Source organism: Janthinobacterium sp. 344 (genome assembly GCF_900112025.1).
Lineage (GTDB): Bacteria > Pseudomonadota > Gammaproteobacteria > Burkholderiales > Burkholderiaceae_D > Janthinobacterium.
On the sequence record NZ_FOKL01000010.1, the window covers coordinates 97263 to 111274 of the forward strand.

12 protein-coding genes and 4 tRNA genes are annotated in these 14012 nt (G+C 64.5%); 7 read left to right on the forward strand and 9 right to left on the reverse strand.

Translation table 11 applies throughout. The features are described from left to right. Positions 1–12: 12 nt before the first annotated feature. The 7 genes from BM193_RS23295 (at position 13) to BM193_RS29305 (ending at position 2995) form a co-directional block, all read left to right on the forward strand. A tRNA-Val gene (locus tag BM193_RS23295) sits at positions 13–88 on the forward strand. Positions 89–142: 54 nt separating this feature from the next. Next, positions 143–219 (forward strand) — tRNA-Asp (locus BM193_RS23300). Positions 220–435: 216 nt separating this feature from the next. After that, positions 436–511: transfer RNA gene (locus BM193_RS23305), tRNA-Val, on the forward strand. Positions 512–568: 57 nt separating this feature from the next. Next, positions 569–645 (forward strand) — tRNA-Asp (locus BM193_RS23310). A gap of 156 nt (positions 646–801) precedes the next feature. After that, a complete protein-coding gene (locus tag BM193_RS23315) occupies positions 802–1905 on the forward strand; it encodes a hypothetical protein (RefSeq protein WP_092801402.1) in 1104 nt (367 codons plus the stop codon). Continuing rightward, positions 1896–2522, forward strand: coding sequence for an ABC transporter ATP-binding protein (locus BM193_RS23320; RefSeq protein WP_092801405.1), 627 nt, complete (start codon positions 1896–1898; stop codon positions 2520–2522). Before BM193_RS23315 ends, BM193_RS23320 begins: the two co-directional genes overlap by 10 nt. A gap of 134 nt (positions 2523–2656) precedes the next feature. Continuing rightward, entirely contained in the window at positions 2657–2995 is a 339-nt protein-coding gene (locus BM193_RS29305) for a CzcE family metal-binding protein (protein WP_092801408.1), read from the forward strand. A 68-nt stretch (positions 2996–3063) separates the two neighbouring features. On the opposite strand, the gene ahpF is transcribed toward BM193_RS29305, so the two are convergent. From ahpF to BM193_RS23370, 9 genes are all read right to left on the reverse strand, one after another. Next, the gene (gene ahpF, locus BM193_RS23330; RefSeq protein WP_092801411.1) at positions 3064–4659 is read right to left on the reverse strand and encodes an alkyl hydroperoxide reductase subunit F; all 1596 of its coding nucleotides are present in this window, start codon (positions 4657–4659) and stop codon (positions 3064–3066) included. A gap of 107 nt (positions 4660–4766) precedes the next feature. Then, complete coding sequence (ahpC, locus tag BM193_RS23335; protein WP_092717461.1) at positions 4767–5330, reverse strand: alkyl hydroperoxide reductase subunit C; 564 nt, start codon at positions 5328–5330, stop codon at positions 4767–4769. 187 nt (positions 5331–5517) lie between these two features. Continuing rightward, positions 5518–5922, reverse strand: a complete 405-nt coding sequence (locus BM193_RS23340) for a DUF3597 domain-containing protein (protein WP_092801414.1) — start codon at positions 5920–5922, stop codon at positions 5518–5520. A gap of 172 nt (positions 5923–6094) precedes the next feature. After that, on the reverse strand, positions 6095–8944 hold the full coding sequence (locus BM193_RS23345) for an EAL domain-containing protein (protein ID WP_254786387.1): 2850 nt from the start codon (positions 8942–8944) through the stop codon (positions 6095–6097). 135 nt (positions 8945–9079) lie between these two features. Continuing rightward, a complete protein-coding gene (gene rbsD / locus BM193_RS23350) occupies positions 9080–9472 on the reverse strand; it encodes a D-ribose pyranase (protein ID WP_092801433.1) in 393 nt (130 codons plus the stop codon). A 9-nt stretch (positions 9473–9481) separates the two neighbouring features. Further along, positions 9482–10393 carry a ribokinase gene (rbsK, locus tag BM193_RS23355; RefSeq protein ID WP_092801436.1) on the reverse strand — a complete coding sequence of 304 codons (912 nt, stop codon included), beginning with the start codon at positions 10391–10393 and terminating at the stop codon, positions 9482–9484. Beyond that, positions 10390–11448, reverse strand: coding sequence for a LacI family DNA-binding transcriptional regulator (locus BM193_RS23360; RefSeq protein ID WP_092801441.1), 1059 nt, complete (start codon positions 11446–11448; stop codon positions 10390–10392). Before BM193_RS23360 ends, rbsK begins: the two co-directional genes overlap by 4 nt. A 9-nt stretch (positions 11449–11457) precedes the next feature. Continuing rightward, positions 11458–12429, reverse strand: a complete 972-nt coding sequence (locus BM193_RS23365) for an ABC transporter permease (protein ID WP_092801444.1) — start codon at positions 12427–12429, stop codon at positions 11458–11460. 18 nt (positions 12430–12447) lie between these two features. Then, positions 12448–14001, reverse strand: a complete 1554-nt coding sequence (locus tag BM193_RS23370) for a sugar ABC transporter ATP-binding protein (RefSeq protein ID WP_092801447.1) — start codon at positions 13999–14001, stop codon at positions 12448–12450. Positions 14002–14012: the final 11 nt, after the last annotated feature.

Below are 14012 nucleotides of genomic sequence, written 5' to 3' on the forward strand. Positions count from 1 at the left end.
GAGACAAGCAACGGGTGCTTAGCTCAGTTGGTAGAGCGGCGCCCTTACAAGGCGTAGGTCGGGAGTTCGAGCCTCTCAGCACCCACCAAATCAGAAAACTGTCCAGTGCTTCATGGATCAGCAACACAGATCATACGAGCTTGGAGTGGTAGTTCAGTTGGTTAGAATACCGGCCTGTCACGTCGGGGGTCGCGGGTTCGAGTCCCGTCCGCTCCGCCAATAAAAGAAAAGCCCTTTGGTTCCCAGAACCGAAGGGCTTTTCCCATTTCCGCAGCAGAAATTGCGCCGGCATTCCTTCCCGTAAAAATTTTTGCGCTTTTCAGCAAAAAAAACACTTTTATTCCCAAGAATAGTTGCACAAGCAGCATAGCGCCCCCTATAATAGTGCCTCTTCCAGACGTGGTGACAAACGTCGGGATAGTTTTCTGGGTATGCGGGTGCTTAGCTCAGTTGGTAGAGCGGCGCCCTTACAAGGCGTAGGTCGGGAGTTCGAGCCTCTCAGCACCCACCACCAATACAGAAAATTATCCAGTGCTTCATGGATCAGCAACACAGATCATACGAGCTTGGAGTGGTAGTTCAGTTGGTTAGAATACCGGCCTGTCACGTCGGGGGTCGCGGGTTCGAGTCCCGTCCGCTCCGCCAATAAAAGAAAAGCCCTTTGGTTCCCAGAACCGAAGGGCTTTTCCCATTCCGGAGCCAGATCCACAACACCACCGACGTCACCCCAAAAGCTAACTTGTCCGGGGGTCTGACCCCGGCTGTTAGAATCAGCGCTACCCCGACTCCGCCCCTGCCCGCATGCGCCTGCCCCGCCCTGTCCACCCCTACATCGTCCTGCGGCTGCGCCTGGCCCATCATGCTTTGCTGCAATTTGCCGCCAGCCTGACGAGTTCCATGGAGATTGCCTTTTTCCTCGCCGGCCCCGTCTTGCTGGGCTTGCTCAGCGTCATCGCTCTGCCCGGCTTTCTCGCCATGACCCTGCCCTGGCCCGCCGCGCTGGCCATCATCGGCACGCAGACCCTGCTCACTTGCCTGCCCGCCTGGCTGCTGCGCAAGCGGCTGCTGCCGGCGCATACCGCCGCCTGGCTGCGCCAGCTGCCCTTGCCGCCCCGCCTGCGCTGGCAAGCGGACGTGGCCGTAGCTAGCCTGCTGATGCTGCCGCTGGGTATCGCCTACGGCGTCTCGGCCAGCATCTGGCTGCTGCAGTCGCCGCCCTGGCTGCGCCCCATTGCCATACCAGGCATGGCCGCCACCATCGCCGCCTGGCTGCTGGCCTGGATAGTGACGAGTTGCATCATCGCGCGGCGCCTGCGCGCACCGCGTCCCGCACAGAAAGCGCGCGCGCCGACGATGACGGCGTACGTGCCGCGCCTGCCACGCTGGCGCAGCGTGTTCCTGTGGCGCCAGCTGTTCTGGCTGCCGTTCTGGCGCAATGACAACGTGATTGGCATCCAGCAAAGCCTGCTGCTGGCCAGCGCCGGCGCCGGCATGCTGGCCTGGCTGCTGCGCGTGCCGCACGTGCCGGCTCCGCTGCTCGGCTTGTTGACCAGCGCCAGCCTGATCATCGTGACGGACCGGGGCGACAAGGCCGTGCGCGAGCAGATCGCCGTGCTGCGTCCCTCGCTGAACGCCTGGCCACTGGCCAGCGGCAACCTCATCCGCCTGGCTTGCGGCGCCAGCCTGCTGCCCGCCTTGCTGGTGCTGCTGGGCGCCGGCATCGTGCTGTACGCCATCGATCCGGCCGCCTTGCAGCAGCGCGTGACCAAGGTGTACGCCATCACCGCCAGCCTCGCCCTGCTGGCCATCGTCGGCCTGCGCCGCCTCACGGCGCGGGGCAGGGTCGCCCTCGTCGTCCTGTCCATCCTTGCCTTGAGCGCCATCGGAAGCGAATTATGGAATTGAATGCCTGTTCTCCCACCCTGCACATCGAGCACCTCGATTTTCACTTCCCCACGCACAGCGTCTTCCAGGGATTCAACCAGCAATTCGGCCCCGGGATCACCTGGCTGCGCGGCGCCAACGGGGCGGGCAAGACCACCTTGCTGAAGCTGGCGGGCGGCGCCCTGCTGCCCGCGCGCGGCGCCATCCGCCTGAACGATATCGACAGCGGCTGCATGCCGCTGGCCTACCGCGCGCAAGCTTTCTACTGTGGCGGCGATGCGCCCACCCTGCCCTGGCTGCAAGTACACGAGTTTCTCGACCTGCACCTGGCCCTGTATCCGGGCAGCGACCAGTCCCTGCTGAACGACGAGCTGAGCGCGTTTTCCCTGCTACCGACCTTGCAGCAAAGCATCACCGCCCTGTCCCTGGGCCAGCATAAAAAACTGCAACTGGCGCTGGCCCTGGCCTTGCCCGTGCGCCTGCTGCTGATCGACGAGCCGTTCAATGGCCTCGACGCGGCCGCCATGGCTTACTTGCGCGCGCGCCTGGCCGAGCCGGCCCGCCTGGCGCGCCAGTGCATCGTGCTGACCAGCCACCTGGCGCCGGACGTGCCGCTGGCGGCGACGGTGGAAATATAGACAGGAAATACCGCTTTGCAGATCGGCCAAGGAGCGCTTACGATGCCGTGTTGCAAAAACCGGCGATCCCGGTGCAGCCACGACAACAACACGGCTCGGTTATTCACCGCGCCTGGCTTATTCTTGGAGAAATCATGTTGAACACCCACCGCAGCGCCCTGGCCATCCTGTGCGCCGCCCTGGCCACCTCGGCCCTCGCCGCCGGCCCCACGGGCACGGCCGCCGACTATGGCACGCCCGCCCACCACGGCGCGGCCCAGCGCACCATCGACCTGCAACCGACCACGCGGCATATCAACGTCACGCGCGGCGAAACCGTCACTATCGCGCGCGCAGGCCAGCGATTTACGTGGCACGTGCAAACTTTTAACAACAAGACCGTCTTCGCCCTCGCCGACATCGCGCCGCAGGACATGCGCGTCGAGGGCGTGCTGGTGTATGTCGCCGCCAATCCCCTGTACGCGGGCAGTTAAATTTCCTGTACGCATAAAAAAACCGGAAGGGCCTCGCGGCCGCTCCGGTTTTTTTTCAGCGTAACGCGTTACGCCGTCAATGCTTCTTTCGTTGCGGACTCTTCAACCACTTCCTCGTCATCCGAGCGGATCAGGTGGTCAAAGGCGGACAGGGCTGCCTTGGCGCCTTCGCCGGTGGCGATGATGATCTGCTTGTACGGCACCGTGGTGACGTCGCCGGCCGCGAACACGCCGGGGATCGAGGTCTGGCCGCGGGCGTCCACTTCGATCTCGCCGTGGCGCGACAAGGCGACCGTGCCTTTGAGCCACTCCGTGTTCGGCACCAGGCCGATTTGCACGAAGACGCCTTCCAGTTCGACCTTGTTCGACGCGCCGCTGACCCGGTCCGTGTAGGAGAGGCCATTGACGATCTTGCCATCGCCGTGGATCTCGGTGGTTTGCGCCGAGGTGATCACGGTGACATTCGGCAGGCTGTGCAGCTTGCGTTGCAGCACCGCATCGGCGCGCAGTTCCGCGCCAAACTCGATCAGGGTCACGTGTTTCACCAGGCCGGCCAGGTCGATCGCCGCTTCCACGCCCGAGTTGCCGCCGCCGATCACGGCCACGCGCTTGCCCTTGAACAAGGGACCATCGCAGTGCGGGCAGTAGGCGACACCGTGGTTGCGGTATTCCTTCTCGCCCGGCACGTTGATTTCGCGCCAGCGGGCGCCGGTGGCCAGGATGACGGTCTTGGCTTTGAGCACGGCGCCATTCGCCGTTTCAATCTGCACCAGCTTGCCCGGCGTCAATTTCGCGGCGCGCTGCGTGTTCATGATGTCGACGTCGTATTCCTTGACGTGCTGTTCCAGCGCCATGGCGAACTTCGGACCATCCGTTTCCTTGACGGAAATAAAGTTTTCGATGGCCAGGGTATCGAGCACCTGGCCGCCGAAACGCTCGGCCAGCACGCCCGTCTTGATGCCCTTGCGGGCCGCGTAGATGGCCGCTGCCGCACCGGCGGGGCCGCCGCCGACGATCAGCACGTCAAACACATCCTTCTTGTTCAGCGCTTCCGCCTGGCGGGCGCCGGCATTGGTGTCGAGCTTGGCGAGGATTTCCTCGACATTCGTGCGGCCCTGGCCAAAGTGTTGGCCATTCAGGAACATCATCGGCACGGCCATGATCTGGCGCGCTTCCACTTCTTGCGGGAACACGCCGCCATCGATGGTGGTGACCTTGATGCGCGGGTTGATCACCGCCATGGCATTCAAGGCCTGCACCACTTCCGGGCAGTTATGGCAGGAGAGCGAAATAAACGTTTCAAATTCGTAATCGCCGTCGAGGTTGCGGATCTGCTCGATCACGGCATCGTCGAACTTGATGGTGTGGCCGCCCACTTGCAGCAGCGCCAGCACCAGCGAGGTAAATTCGTGGCCCAGCGGCACACCGGCGAAACGCACGCCGATGTCGGAGCCGGTACGGTTGATGCTGAACGACGGAACCCGTACGCCAGCGTCAAGGCGCTCGACCAGCGTGATCTTGTCGCTCAACAGGACTATCTCCTGGAGCAATTCTTTCATCTCGCGGGCTTTTGCGCTGTCATCGAGAGAAGCGACCAACTCAAGCGGATACACCACTTTTTCCAGGTAGGATTTCAGTTGGGTTTTGAGGGTGGCGTCTAACATGATTTTTTTCCTTTTCTACAAATATTTAGGCGAATGCCGGGCCGGACACCCGGTCCGGCATCGCGGTAACTACTTGTTTGCTGCTGTGTACTTCAAGGCGTCAAGACTTAGATCTTGCCAACCAGGTCCAGCGATGGGGTCAGGGTTGCTGCGCCTTCCGTCCATTTGGCTGGGCATACTTCGCCTGGGTGGGCGGCAACGTACTGGGCTGCCTTGACTTTGCGCAGCAGTTCCGATGCGTCGCGGCCGATGCCGTTGTCATGCACTTCCAGCACTTTGATGAAGCCGTCCGGATTGATGACGAAGGTACCGCGCAGTGCCATGCCTTCTTCTTCGATCATGACTTCGAAGTTGCGCGACAGGGCGCCGGTCGGGTCGCCGATCAGTGCGTATTGCACTTTCTTGATCGCGTCCGAGGTGTCGTGCCAGGCTTTGTGCGCGAAGTGCGAATCGGTCGAGATGCCGTAGACATCGACGCCCAGTTTCTGGAATTCAGCGTGGTGATCGGCCAGATCTTCCAGTTCGGTTGGGCAAACGAAGGTGAAGTCGGCTGGGTAGAAGACGAATACCGACCACTTGCCTTTCAGCGACGCTTCCGTCAGGTCGACGAATTTGCCATTGTGGTATGCGGTTGCCTTGAATGGTTTAACTTGGGTATTAATCAGCGACATGTCATTTCCTCTCGTGTGGTGAATCAGTAAGACTCTAGTGTAAGGGGTTTTAACCCATATGCAAAATTGATTGTCACAATAGTTTCAATTAGTTTTAGCTATCATGACGCCATGGGAACTCCATGATAGGCAGTTCCCACGGGATTGGATAGCGGTGACAGTGGATACCCCTGCCGCCGCCAGGTGTTTAGTTCTTCAGCTCTTCCGGTACCTTGCCGCCGTTTTCCGCCAGCTTGATCATCACCTGGCGGTGCAGCCAGATATTCATGCTGGCCGAATCGTTGGTGTCACCCGTGAAATGCAGTTCTTGCGCCAGTTCCTTGCGCGCGGCCAGGCTGCTGTCGAGTTGCAGCAGTTTCATCAGGTCGACGATGGACGTGCGCCAATTGAGTTTTTCCGCGCTCTTGCTGGCCAGGTCGACCAGCACCACTTCCACGTCCACCACGGGCGCGGCGGCGGCAGGGGCCGCCGCTGGAGCAGGCGCGGCAGGAGTCGCCGCCGGCGCCGTCGTGGCGGCGGCCGGCGTGGCGGCCGCTGCGGCGTCGGAGGAATGGTGGAAGATTTTGTTGTAGATATTGCTGAAAATGCCCATGAGGTCACCTCGAGTTGGAGTGAATGGAAGAAGGTTTGCCTGCGCGCCCGGTCAATGACCGGTGACAGCTGGAGCCGGGCGCAGGCGCCAGCCCGTCGAGTATAAGCCCGTTCAGGCCGGGAGCCCCGTCCCGCAGGGTTGGCTGAACATCTGGTGGCGCCGCGCGCCTGTTTCAAGGGCGCAAGGGCCGCTGCGCGTGCAGCAGCGCGTCGAACGCTTCGATCGCCAGCGGTGGCGCGAACAGGTAGCCTTGCGCAAAATCGCAGCCGGCCTCCAGCAGCAGCGCGTACTGCGCCGCCGTTTCCACTCCTTCCGCAATCACCTGCAAGCCCAGCTTGTGCGCCACGCTGATGATGGCTTCGCACAAGGCCAGCTCGCTGGCGCCGTGCGCCAGCTTGCCGATCATGGCACCGTCGATCTTCAGGTAATCGATGCCGCACTGCTGCAATTGTGTCAGCGAGGCATGGCCGCTGCCAAAATCGTCGAGGGCGATCTGCAAGCCCGCCGCGCGCAGGTGCTGCAGGCGCTGCGCCATGCCGCCGCCGGCGCCCAGCAGCGCGTCTTCGCGCATGTCGAGCACGATGGCCGAGGCGGGCACGTCCAGCGCCGCCAGCTGGCGCAGCCAGGCACCGGGCGCATCGGCCTCGCGCTGCCACTCCAGTGGCGACTGGTTGATGCACAGCTGCAAATCCGGCCCGATGGGATAGCCGGCCGCGCGCCAGCGCTGCAACTGTTCCGCCGCCGCGCGCAGCACCCAGTCGCCGATCTCCACGATCAAACCGCTGCTTTCGGCCAGCGCCAGGAAATCCGGCGGGCTGACCACGCCCCGCTGCGGATGATTCCAGCGCAGCAAGGCTTCCACCTTGGCGATGCGTCCGCTCCGCAGCGCGACGATGGGCTGGTAGACCAGCTGCATCTGCCGCTCGCGCAGGGCCGTGCGCAAGTCCGCGCCCAGGCGCATGCGGTTGACGGCCGCCACCTGCAGCGCGGGCGTGAAGTAACTGTAGCGGTTGCGCCCCGCCCCTTTCGAGACATACATGGCCTGGTCCGCATGCTTGAGCAAGTCTTCGATATTGCCCGCGTCGTCGGGATACAGGGTGATGCCGATCGAGGCCGAGACGAAGGCCTGTTCCTGCCCCAGCAGGAACGGCGCCAGCAAGCCGTCGAGGATTTGCCGGGCGATGCGGTCGATCTGCTGCAAGTCGTCGAGGTCCGACAGGATCACCGTGAATTCATCGCCGCCCAGGCGCGCCACCGTGTCCGTCTCGCGCACGCCCACACGGATGCGCCGCGCCGCCTCGATCAGCAGGATATCGCCCTGGTGGTGCCCAAGCGTATCGTTGACTTCCTTGAAGTGGTCGAGGTCGATGAACAGGATGGCCACGCGGCTGGCATCGCGGCGGCCCTGCGCCAGCGCCTGGCGCAGGCGTTCGTGGAACATGCGCCGGTTCGGCAGTTGCGTCAGGGTATCGAAATTAGCTTGCTGCCAGATCAGCGCTTCGGACTGGCGCTTGTCCGTCACGTCTTCCAGCATGCACAGATGGTGCGGGCCGCCATGGCGCGCCGTGTCGATGGCCGTCACGGACGCGTCGACCCACACCACGCCGCCGTCGGGGCGCACGATGCGTTTCGAGTGGCGAAAGCCGGGCAAACTGTGCGCCAGCAGCTGCGCCAGCTGCTCCTGCTCGCCCGCCACGTCGTCGGGATGGCTGATCTCCATCCAGCTCGATTGCTTCATGTGTTCCAGGCTGCGTCCGCTGATGGCCAGGTAACGGGGATTGATGTCGAGAAAGCGCCCGCTCAGGGTGTCGATCAGGGCGATGCCCATGGGCGCCTCCTCGAACATGGTGCGAAAACGCAATTCTCCCTGGCGAATAGTTTCTTCCGTGCGGCGGCGCTCGCGCGCCAGATTGCTGAAGTGAAACGCAGCGGCCACGGCCAGCAGGCTGCTCGCCAGGCCCAGCGACAGATACAGCCAGCCCAGGTCGGCCCCCGGCACGGGACGGTACAAGAAGCCCTTGTAGGCGCTGCTGTCCGTGGCATTGCGCGGCAGCACGCCCATGGCCGCGTAGGTATCGGCGATATGCTGCCAGCGCTGCGGATTCATGTAGCCCGGTTCCACCAGGGTGGGCTGCAGCAGCAGTTCCATTTGCTGCGCCTCGTACAGCAGGTGCGCGCGGTCGTGGCGCTGGCTGTATTTGGCGTGGATCAGCCGCGCCATTTCCTCGCTGTGCGCCATCGCGTACTGCCAGCCGCGCAGGCTGGCCGCGCGGAACGCTTTTGCGCGCTCGGGATGGCGGCGCAGTTCATGCTCGCTGGTAAACAGGTTGTCGCCATAGAAGTCGATGCCGGCCGTGCGCGGCGTAAACTGGTAATACGGAAAGCCTGCCCGGTCCAGATAGTCCGGCTCGTTGGTGGAATACGCGGCGATGGCGTCGACCTTGCCGCTGATCAAATCCTCGACCCGGTAGCTGGGCCGCACATGATGCAGCTGCCGCGGATCGACACCCATCTTTTTCAGGAATAGCGACACTTCATCGGCGGCCACCGCCGTATCGCCGGCCGCGCCGATCATCACGGGCGCGCCCGCCAGCTTGCGCAGGTCCGGCGCGCCCCCCTGCTGGCGCATCAGCAGTACGCTGGGCGAATGCTGGAACACCACGGCCAGCACCACCACGGGCTTGCCGGCCAGGCGGCTGAGCAGCAAGGTGCTGTTGCCCACGCCATAGTCGGCCTCGCCTGCCAGCACGGCCGCCTCGGCGAGCCGGCCATCGCCGCCCTCGATCAGGGTCACGTCCAGGCCCGCCTCGCGGTAATAGCCCTGCTCGATGGCCGCGTAATAGCCGGCGAACTGGAACTGGTGGGTAAAGTTCAGTTGCAGGGCGACGCGCTCGAGGGCCAGCGCCGGCGCGACCGGGAATAGCAGACACAGCAGGATGGAGGCAAGGCACAGCCAGCCGTGGGCGCGCCTGCCGGCGGGCGGCAAGGCAGGGCGGAAAGCGTCAGGTGCTTCCATCGGCATGGCGGAAAACCATCGTGATAGCTGCCGAGCTGGCAGGACAAGCCTATTGTAGCCGTCCCTTTTGCCGATGGATAATTATTTCACCAGGGGCAATACCGATGATGTTTTTGGCAAACAGTTTGACGCTTGTTTGCGTTAAAACACGACGCCGGCCACCAGAATGACGTTGGCATACGGGCTGCATTCGCCCGTGCGCACGATGGCGCGCGCGCCCTTCGAGAGCTGCTTGAACTCCTCATGCGTCACCTGGCGCGCATCGGGCAGGGCCAGGGCCGCCACCTGCGCCGCCATGGCCGGGTTATGCAGCGGCAATTCACCGGCCAGCAGGTGATACTCGACCTGCATCTCGCTCAGCACCGTGTGCACGGTGTCGATGAAGCCGGGGATGCCGCGCGTCAAGGCCAGGTCGATCAGGGGCACGCCCGGCTGCGACGGCAAGCCCGCGTCGCCGATGACGAGCATGTCGCCATGACCGAGCGAGGCGATCATTTGCGACAGCGCAATATTGAGCAGCGGAGTCTTTTTCATGGCCGTGGCTCAGAACAATTCGTGCAGGAAAGGAATCGACGTTTGCGCGCCGGGCTTGGTGACGCTCCAGGCGGCCGCGCGCTGGCCTTGGCCGATCGCTTCGGCCTCGTCCATGCCGGAGGCCAGGCCCGCCACAAAGCCGCCGATGAAGGTGTCGCCGGCGGCCGTCGTGTCGACGGCTTGCACGGCTTCGGCCGGGAAGGTGGTGTCGCCGCCATACAGGGCCGCGTGCACGCCCTTGGAACCCAAGGTGATGATGACATTGTCGCTGCCCTGCTTTTGCAGCGCGGCGGCCAGGGCCGCGATATCCGTGCTGTCGGGCGCCACGCCGGCCAGCATGGCCGCCTCGATTTCATTCGGGATCAAATAGTCGACCTGTTCCAGCACGCCGTCCGGCAAGCTGGCGGCCGGGGCCGGGTTCAGCACCACCGTCTTGCCCAGCGAGCGGGCCAGCTTGATGGCGTGCACGACGGTGTCCATCGGCGTTTCCAGCTGCAGCACGACGATGTCGGCCTGCTCGATCAAACCTTGCGCCGCGTCGATGTGCGCGGGGCTGAGCAGATCATTGGCGCCGCCGGCGATGACGATGCTGTTCTGGCCCTTGTCGTCGACGAGGATGGAGGCGATGCCGGACGCCACGCCCGGCAAGGTGGTGATGTGGCTGTCGATGATGCCGTCGCCCACCAGCGCCGCGCGCAACGTCGCGCCGAAGGCGTCGTCGCCCACGCAGCCGATCATGGCCACTTGCTGGCCGCCGGCCTCGACCTTGCCGCTCATGCGCGCGCAAGCGACGGCCTGGTTGGCACCCTTGCCGCCAGGAATCGTTCTAAAGGCGCCGCCCGTCAGGGTTTCGCCGGGAAGGGGCATGCGCGGCACGCGCAAGACCAGGTCCATATTGATGCTGCCGATAACCACGATCATGATGTCATTCCCATCAGTTCAGTTGCAGGTGAAGAAGAAGGTGCGGAAAAAGGTAGTGCTGCCGCCGCGCTGGAACCGCGCACGTGCAGCTCGGGGGCGATGCTGCGCTGCTGGCGCGGCAAGCCAGGGTCGGCGATGCGGGCCAGCAGGCAGGCGGCCGTGATATGGCCCAGCTCGCGCGTATTTTGCGCCACGCTGGTCAGGGCCGGATGCACGAAGCTGGCCAGGTCGATATCGTCGAAACCGACGACGGCCAGCTCCGCCGGCACGGCGATGCCCCGCTCGGCGGCGGCGCGCAGGGCGCCAAACGCCATCAGGTCATTGCAGCAGAACAAGGCATCGGGGCGCTGGCCTGTCGGCAGCGCCAGCAAATCGAGCGCGGCCGCATAGCCGCCCGCGCTGCTGAAGTCGCTGTGCACGCACAGGGCATCGGCCAGGGCCACGCCCGCGGCCGTCATGGCGCCGCGCGCGCCATCGATGCGCTCGTTGGAAATGCTCACTTCGCGGGGGCCGGCGATGCAGGCGAGACGCCGGCGGCCCAGCCCCAGCAGATGGCGCGCGGCCAGCGCGCCGCCGGCGCGGTTGTCGACGGCCACCGCATCGATGGCCAGGTCGCTGGGCGCGCGGTCGAGCAGCACGGCCGGCACTTTCATCTTGCGCAGCAGCTCGCCGTCGCTGTCGGCCAGCGCGGAGAGGATCAAGCCGTCGCAGCGCTTGGTCAGCAGCACGTTCAAATACTCGCGCTGCTTGACGGGGTCGTCATCGGAATTGCACAGGATCACGCTGTAGCCGGCCGCGTAGCAGCTGTCCTCGATGCCGCGCGCCACTTCCGAGAAATACGGATTCGTATTGTTGGGAATGATCAGGCCGATGGTGCGCGTGCTGCGGCTGCGCAGCGAGCGCGCCAGCGCGCTGGGCACGTAATGCAATGCCTCCGCCGCCGCCAGCACGGCGCGGCGCGCCTCGTCGCTGACGGGACGGGTATTGTTGAGCACGTGCGACACGGTGGTAAACGACACCCCCGCCGCCTGCGCCACTTGTTTGATGGTTGCCATGGGCCAGTATTATGAACGCTCGCCGCGGCGGCGGTAGGTATCGAGCACCACGGCGGCGACGATCACCAGGCCCGTGACGATGCGCTTCACGGGTTCCGACACGCCCACTTGCGCCAGGCCCGCTTCCAGCACGGAAATGATCAGCACGCCGATAAACGTGCTGATGACGGAACCGCGTCCGCCCATCAGGCTCGTGCCGCCGATGACCACGGCGGCGATCACCTGCAGCTCCATGCCCACGCCGCCGTTCGGGTCGGCCGCCTCCAGGCGCGACACCTGGAACAGCGCGCCCACGCCGGCCAGAAAGCCCATCAGCGCAAACACGAGCACCTTCGACGGCTTGGTGTTGATGCCGGACAGCCGCACGGCTTCTTCATTCGTGCCGATGCCGATCCAGTGGCGTCCCAGCACCGTGCGCGTGAGCACCAGGTGGCCGATGACGACGATGGCGATCGAGGCGATGAAGGCGGGCGACAGGCCGAACACGATCGGCGAGCTGATGCCTTCGACGGCGCCGCCGATGTATTCCGTGCGCGAGTTCGTCACCTGGTAGGCCATGCCGCGCGCCATTTCCAGCACGCCCAGGGACACGATGAACGAAGGGATGCGCCAGCCGACGGAAATGAGGCCCGTCGTCGCGCCGCAGGCGGCGGCGACCGCCATGCCCAGCATGGCCGCGCTCCACACGGGCCAGCCCCAGTGCACGACGGCCAGCGACAGCACGGAGGCGGCCAGCGCCATCACGGAGCCGACCGACAAATCGATGCCGCCGATGATCAGCACAAACGTCATGCCGACGGCCATCACGACCAGGGTCGGGATGTTATTCGACAGGGTACTCAAGGTCGCCAAGGTAAAGAAGTTTTCGCTGGCAAACGAGAACAGCACGCACATGGCCAGCAGGGCGCCGATCAGGCCCGCATAGTTTTTCAGGTCGGCCAGGCTGCGCTGCAGATACGAAGGAGAGGAAGGGGTGGTCATGGGATTCTTTCCGGCGGATCAGGCCGCTGCTGGAGTGGAAGTGGGGGTCAAATAGCCGGAGAAGGCGGCCGACAACAGCGCGTCCTGGCTCCAGGCGCCGCGCTCGAAGGTCTCGACGATGCTGCCCGCGCTCATGACGGCGATGCGGTCGCAGATCAGCATCAGTTCGCGCAAGTCGCTGGACACGATGACGAGGCCCTTGCCCTGGCGCGCCTGTTCGGCCAGCACCTGATAAATATCAAACTTGGCGCCGATATCGATGCCGCGCGTGGGTTCGTCGAACAGCATCACGGGGCAGTCGCGGTACAGCCAGCGGGCGATCACCACTTTTTGCTGGTTGCCGCCGGACAGTTCCGCCACCGTTTGCGCGCTGTTACGCGAGCGGATGCCCAGGCGTTGAATATAGTCGTCGGCCACGGTCGCTTCGGCCGCGTCGTTGAGCCAGCCCGCGCCGCTGACGGTATCGAGCGAGGCCAGGGTCGTGTTGACGGCGATGGACTGGCGCAATAACAAACCTTGGCCCTTGCGGTCTTCCGTGATCATGGCGATGCCGGCTTGCACGGCCGCCTGCGGCGAGTGCAAGGCGGCGGGGACTTCGCTGTCGCCGAGGAACACGTCACCGGCGTCGGCGCGGTCGGCGCCAAAGATCAGGCGCAGCAGTTCCGTGCGGCCCGAGCCGATGAGGCCGGCGATGCCGAGGATTTCACCGGCGCGCAAGTCGAACGAGGTCGGGTTGACCACCTTGCCGCGCGCCAGGCCCCGCACGCGCAGCAGCGGCGCCCCCAAGGTGCGCCCGCTCAGGTCCACGGCGTCGTCGGCCGAGCGGCCCACCATCAGGCTGACCAGGTCGGCGGCGGAGTGGCCGGCGATATCGTCGTCGCACACCAGCTGCCCGTCGCGCAGCACGGCGATGCGGTCGGCCACGCGCTTGAGTTCTTCCAGGCGGTGGGAAATATAGATGATGCACACGCCTTCGGCTTTCAGGCGTTCGATCTGCAGGAACAGCAATTCCACTTCGCGGTGCGTCAGCATGGCCGTCGGCTCATCCAACACCAGCAAGCGGCAGGCACCGATCAGGTTGCGCGCGATCTCGATCATTTGCTGGTGGCCGATGCCCAACTCGCCGACCAAGGTCCACGGATCGAGGCCGCCCAGGCCGACTTTCTCCATCTGTTCGCGCGCGTCGCGCTCCAGACGGCCGCGGTCGATGAAGCCGAAACGCTGCGGCAGATTTTTCAAATACAGGTTTTCCGCGATCGACAGGGTGGGAATCAGATTCAATTCCTGCATCACCATGCGGATGCCCAGCGCCTCGGCGGCGCCACGCGAGGCGGGCTGGTACGGCTTGCCGTCGAGCAGCATGGTGCCCGTCGTGGCTTGCTCCAGGCCGCAGATGATCTTCGACAGGGTGCTTTTACCGGCACCGTTCTCTCCCGTCAGCGCCAGCACCTGGCCGGGGGCGAAGCGCAAGCCCACGCCGCCCAGCACGGGGCCGACATAGGATTTGCCGATGTTATCCAGGGTCAATAAGGGAAGGGCGGCCGAGGGCGCCGGGGGTAGGTCGGTAGGCATGATAAAACTCC

Bases quoted from the DNA above. Each gene is read 5' to 3' on its own strand.
- BM193_RS23315 (WP_092801402.1), top strand. From the start codon at position 802: ATGCGCCTGCCCCGCCCTGTCCACCCCTACATCGTCCTGCGGCTGCGC.
- BM193_RS23320 (WP_092801405.1), top strand. From the start codon at position 1,896: ATGGAATTGAATGCCTGTTCTCCCACCCTGCACATCGAGCACCTCGAT.
- BM193_RS29305 (WP_092801408.1), top strand. From the start codon at position 2,657: ATGTTGAACACCCACCGCAGCGCCCTGGCCATCCTGTGCGCCGCCCTG.
- ahpF (WP_092801411.1), bottom strand. From the start codon at position 4,659: ATGTTAGACGCCACCCTCAAAACCCAACTGAAATCCTACCTGGAAAAA.
- ahpC (WP_092717461.1), bottom strand. From the start codon at position 5,330: ATGTCGCTGATTAATACCCAAGTTAAACCATTCAAGGCAACCGCATAC.
- BM193_RS23340 (WP_092801414.1), bottom strand. From the start codon at position 5,922: ATGGGCATTTTCAGCAATATCTACAACAAAATCTTCCACCATTCCTCC.
- BM193_RS23345 (WP_254786387.1), bottom strand. From the start codon at position 8,944: ATGCCGATGGAAGCACCTGACGCTTTCCGCCCTGCCTTGCCGCCCGCC.
- rbsD (WP_092801433.1), bottom strand. From the start codon at position 9,472: ATGAAAAAGACTCCGCTGCTCAATATTGCGCTGTCGCAAATGATCGCC.
- rbsK (WP_092801436.1), bottom strand. From the start codon at position 10,393: ATGATCGTGGTTATCGGCAGCATCAATATGGACCTGGTCTTGCGCGTG.
- BM193_RS23360 (WP_092801441.1), bottom strand. From the start codon at position 11,448: ATGGCAACCATCAAACAAGTGGCGCAGGCGGCGGGGGTGTCGTTTACC.
- BM193_RS23365 (WP_092801444.1), bottom strand. From the start codon at position 12,429: ATGACCACCCCTTCCTCTCCTTCGTATCTGCAGCGCAGCCTGGCCGAC.
- BM193_RS23370 (WP_092801447.1), bottom strand. From the start codon at position 14,001: ATGCCTACCGACCTACCCCCGGCGCCCTCGGCCGCCCTTCCCTTATTG.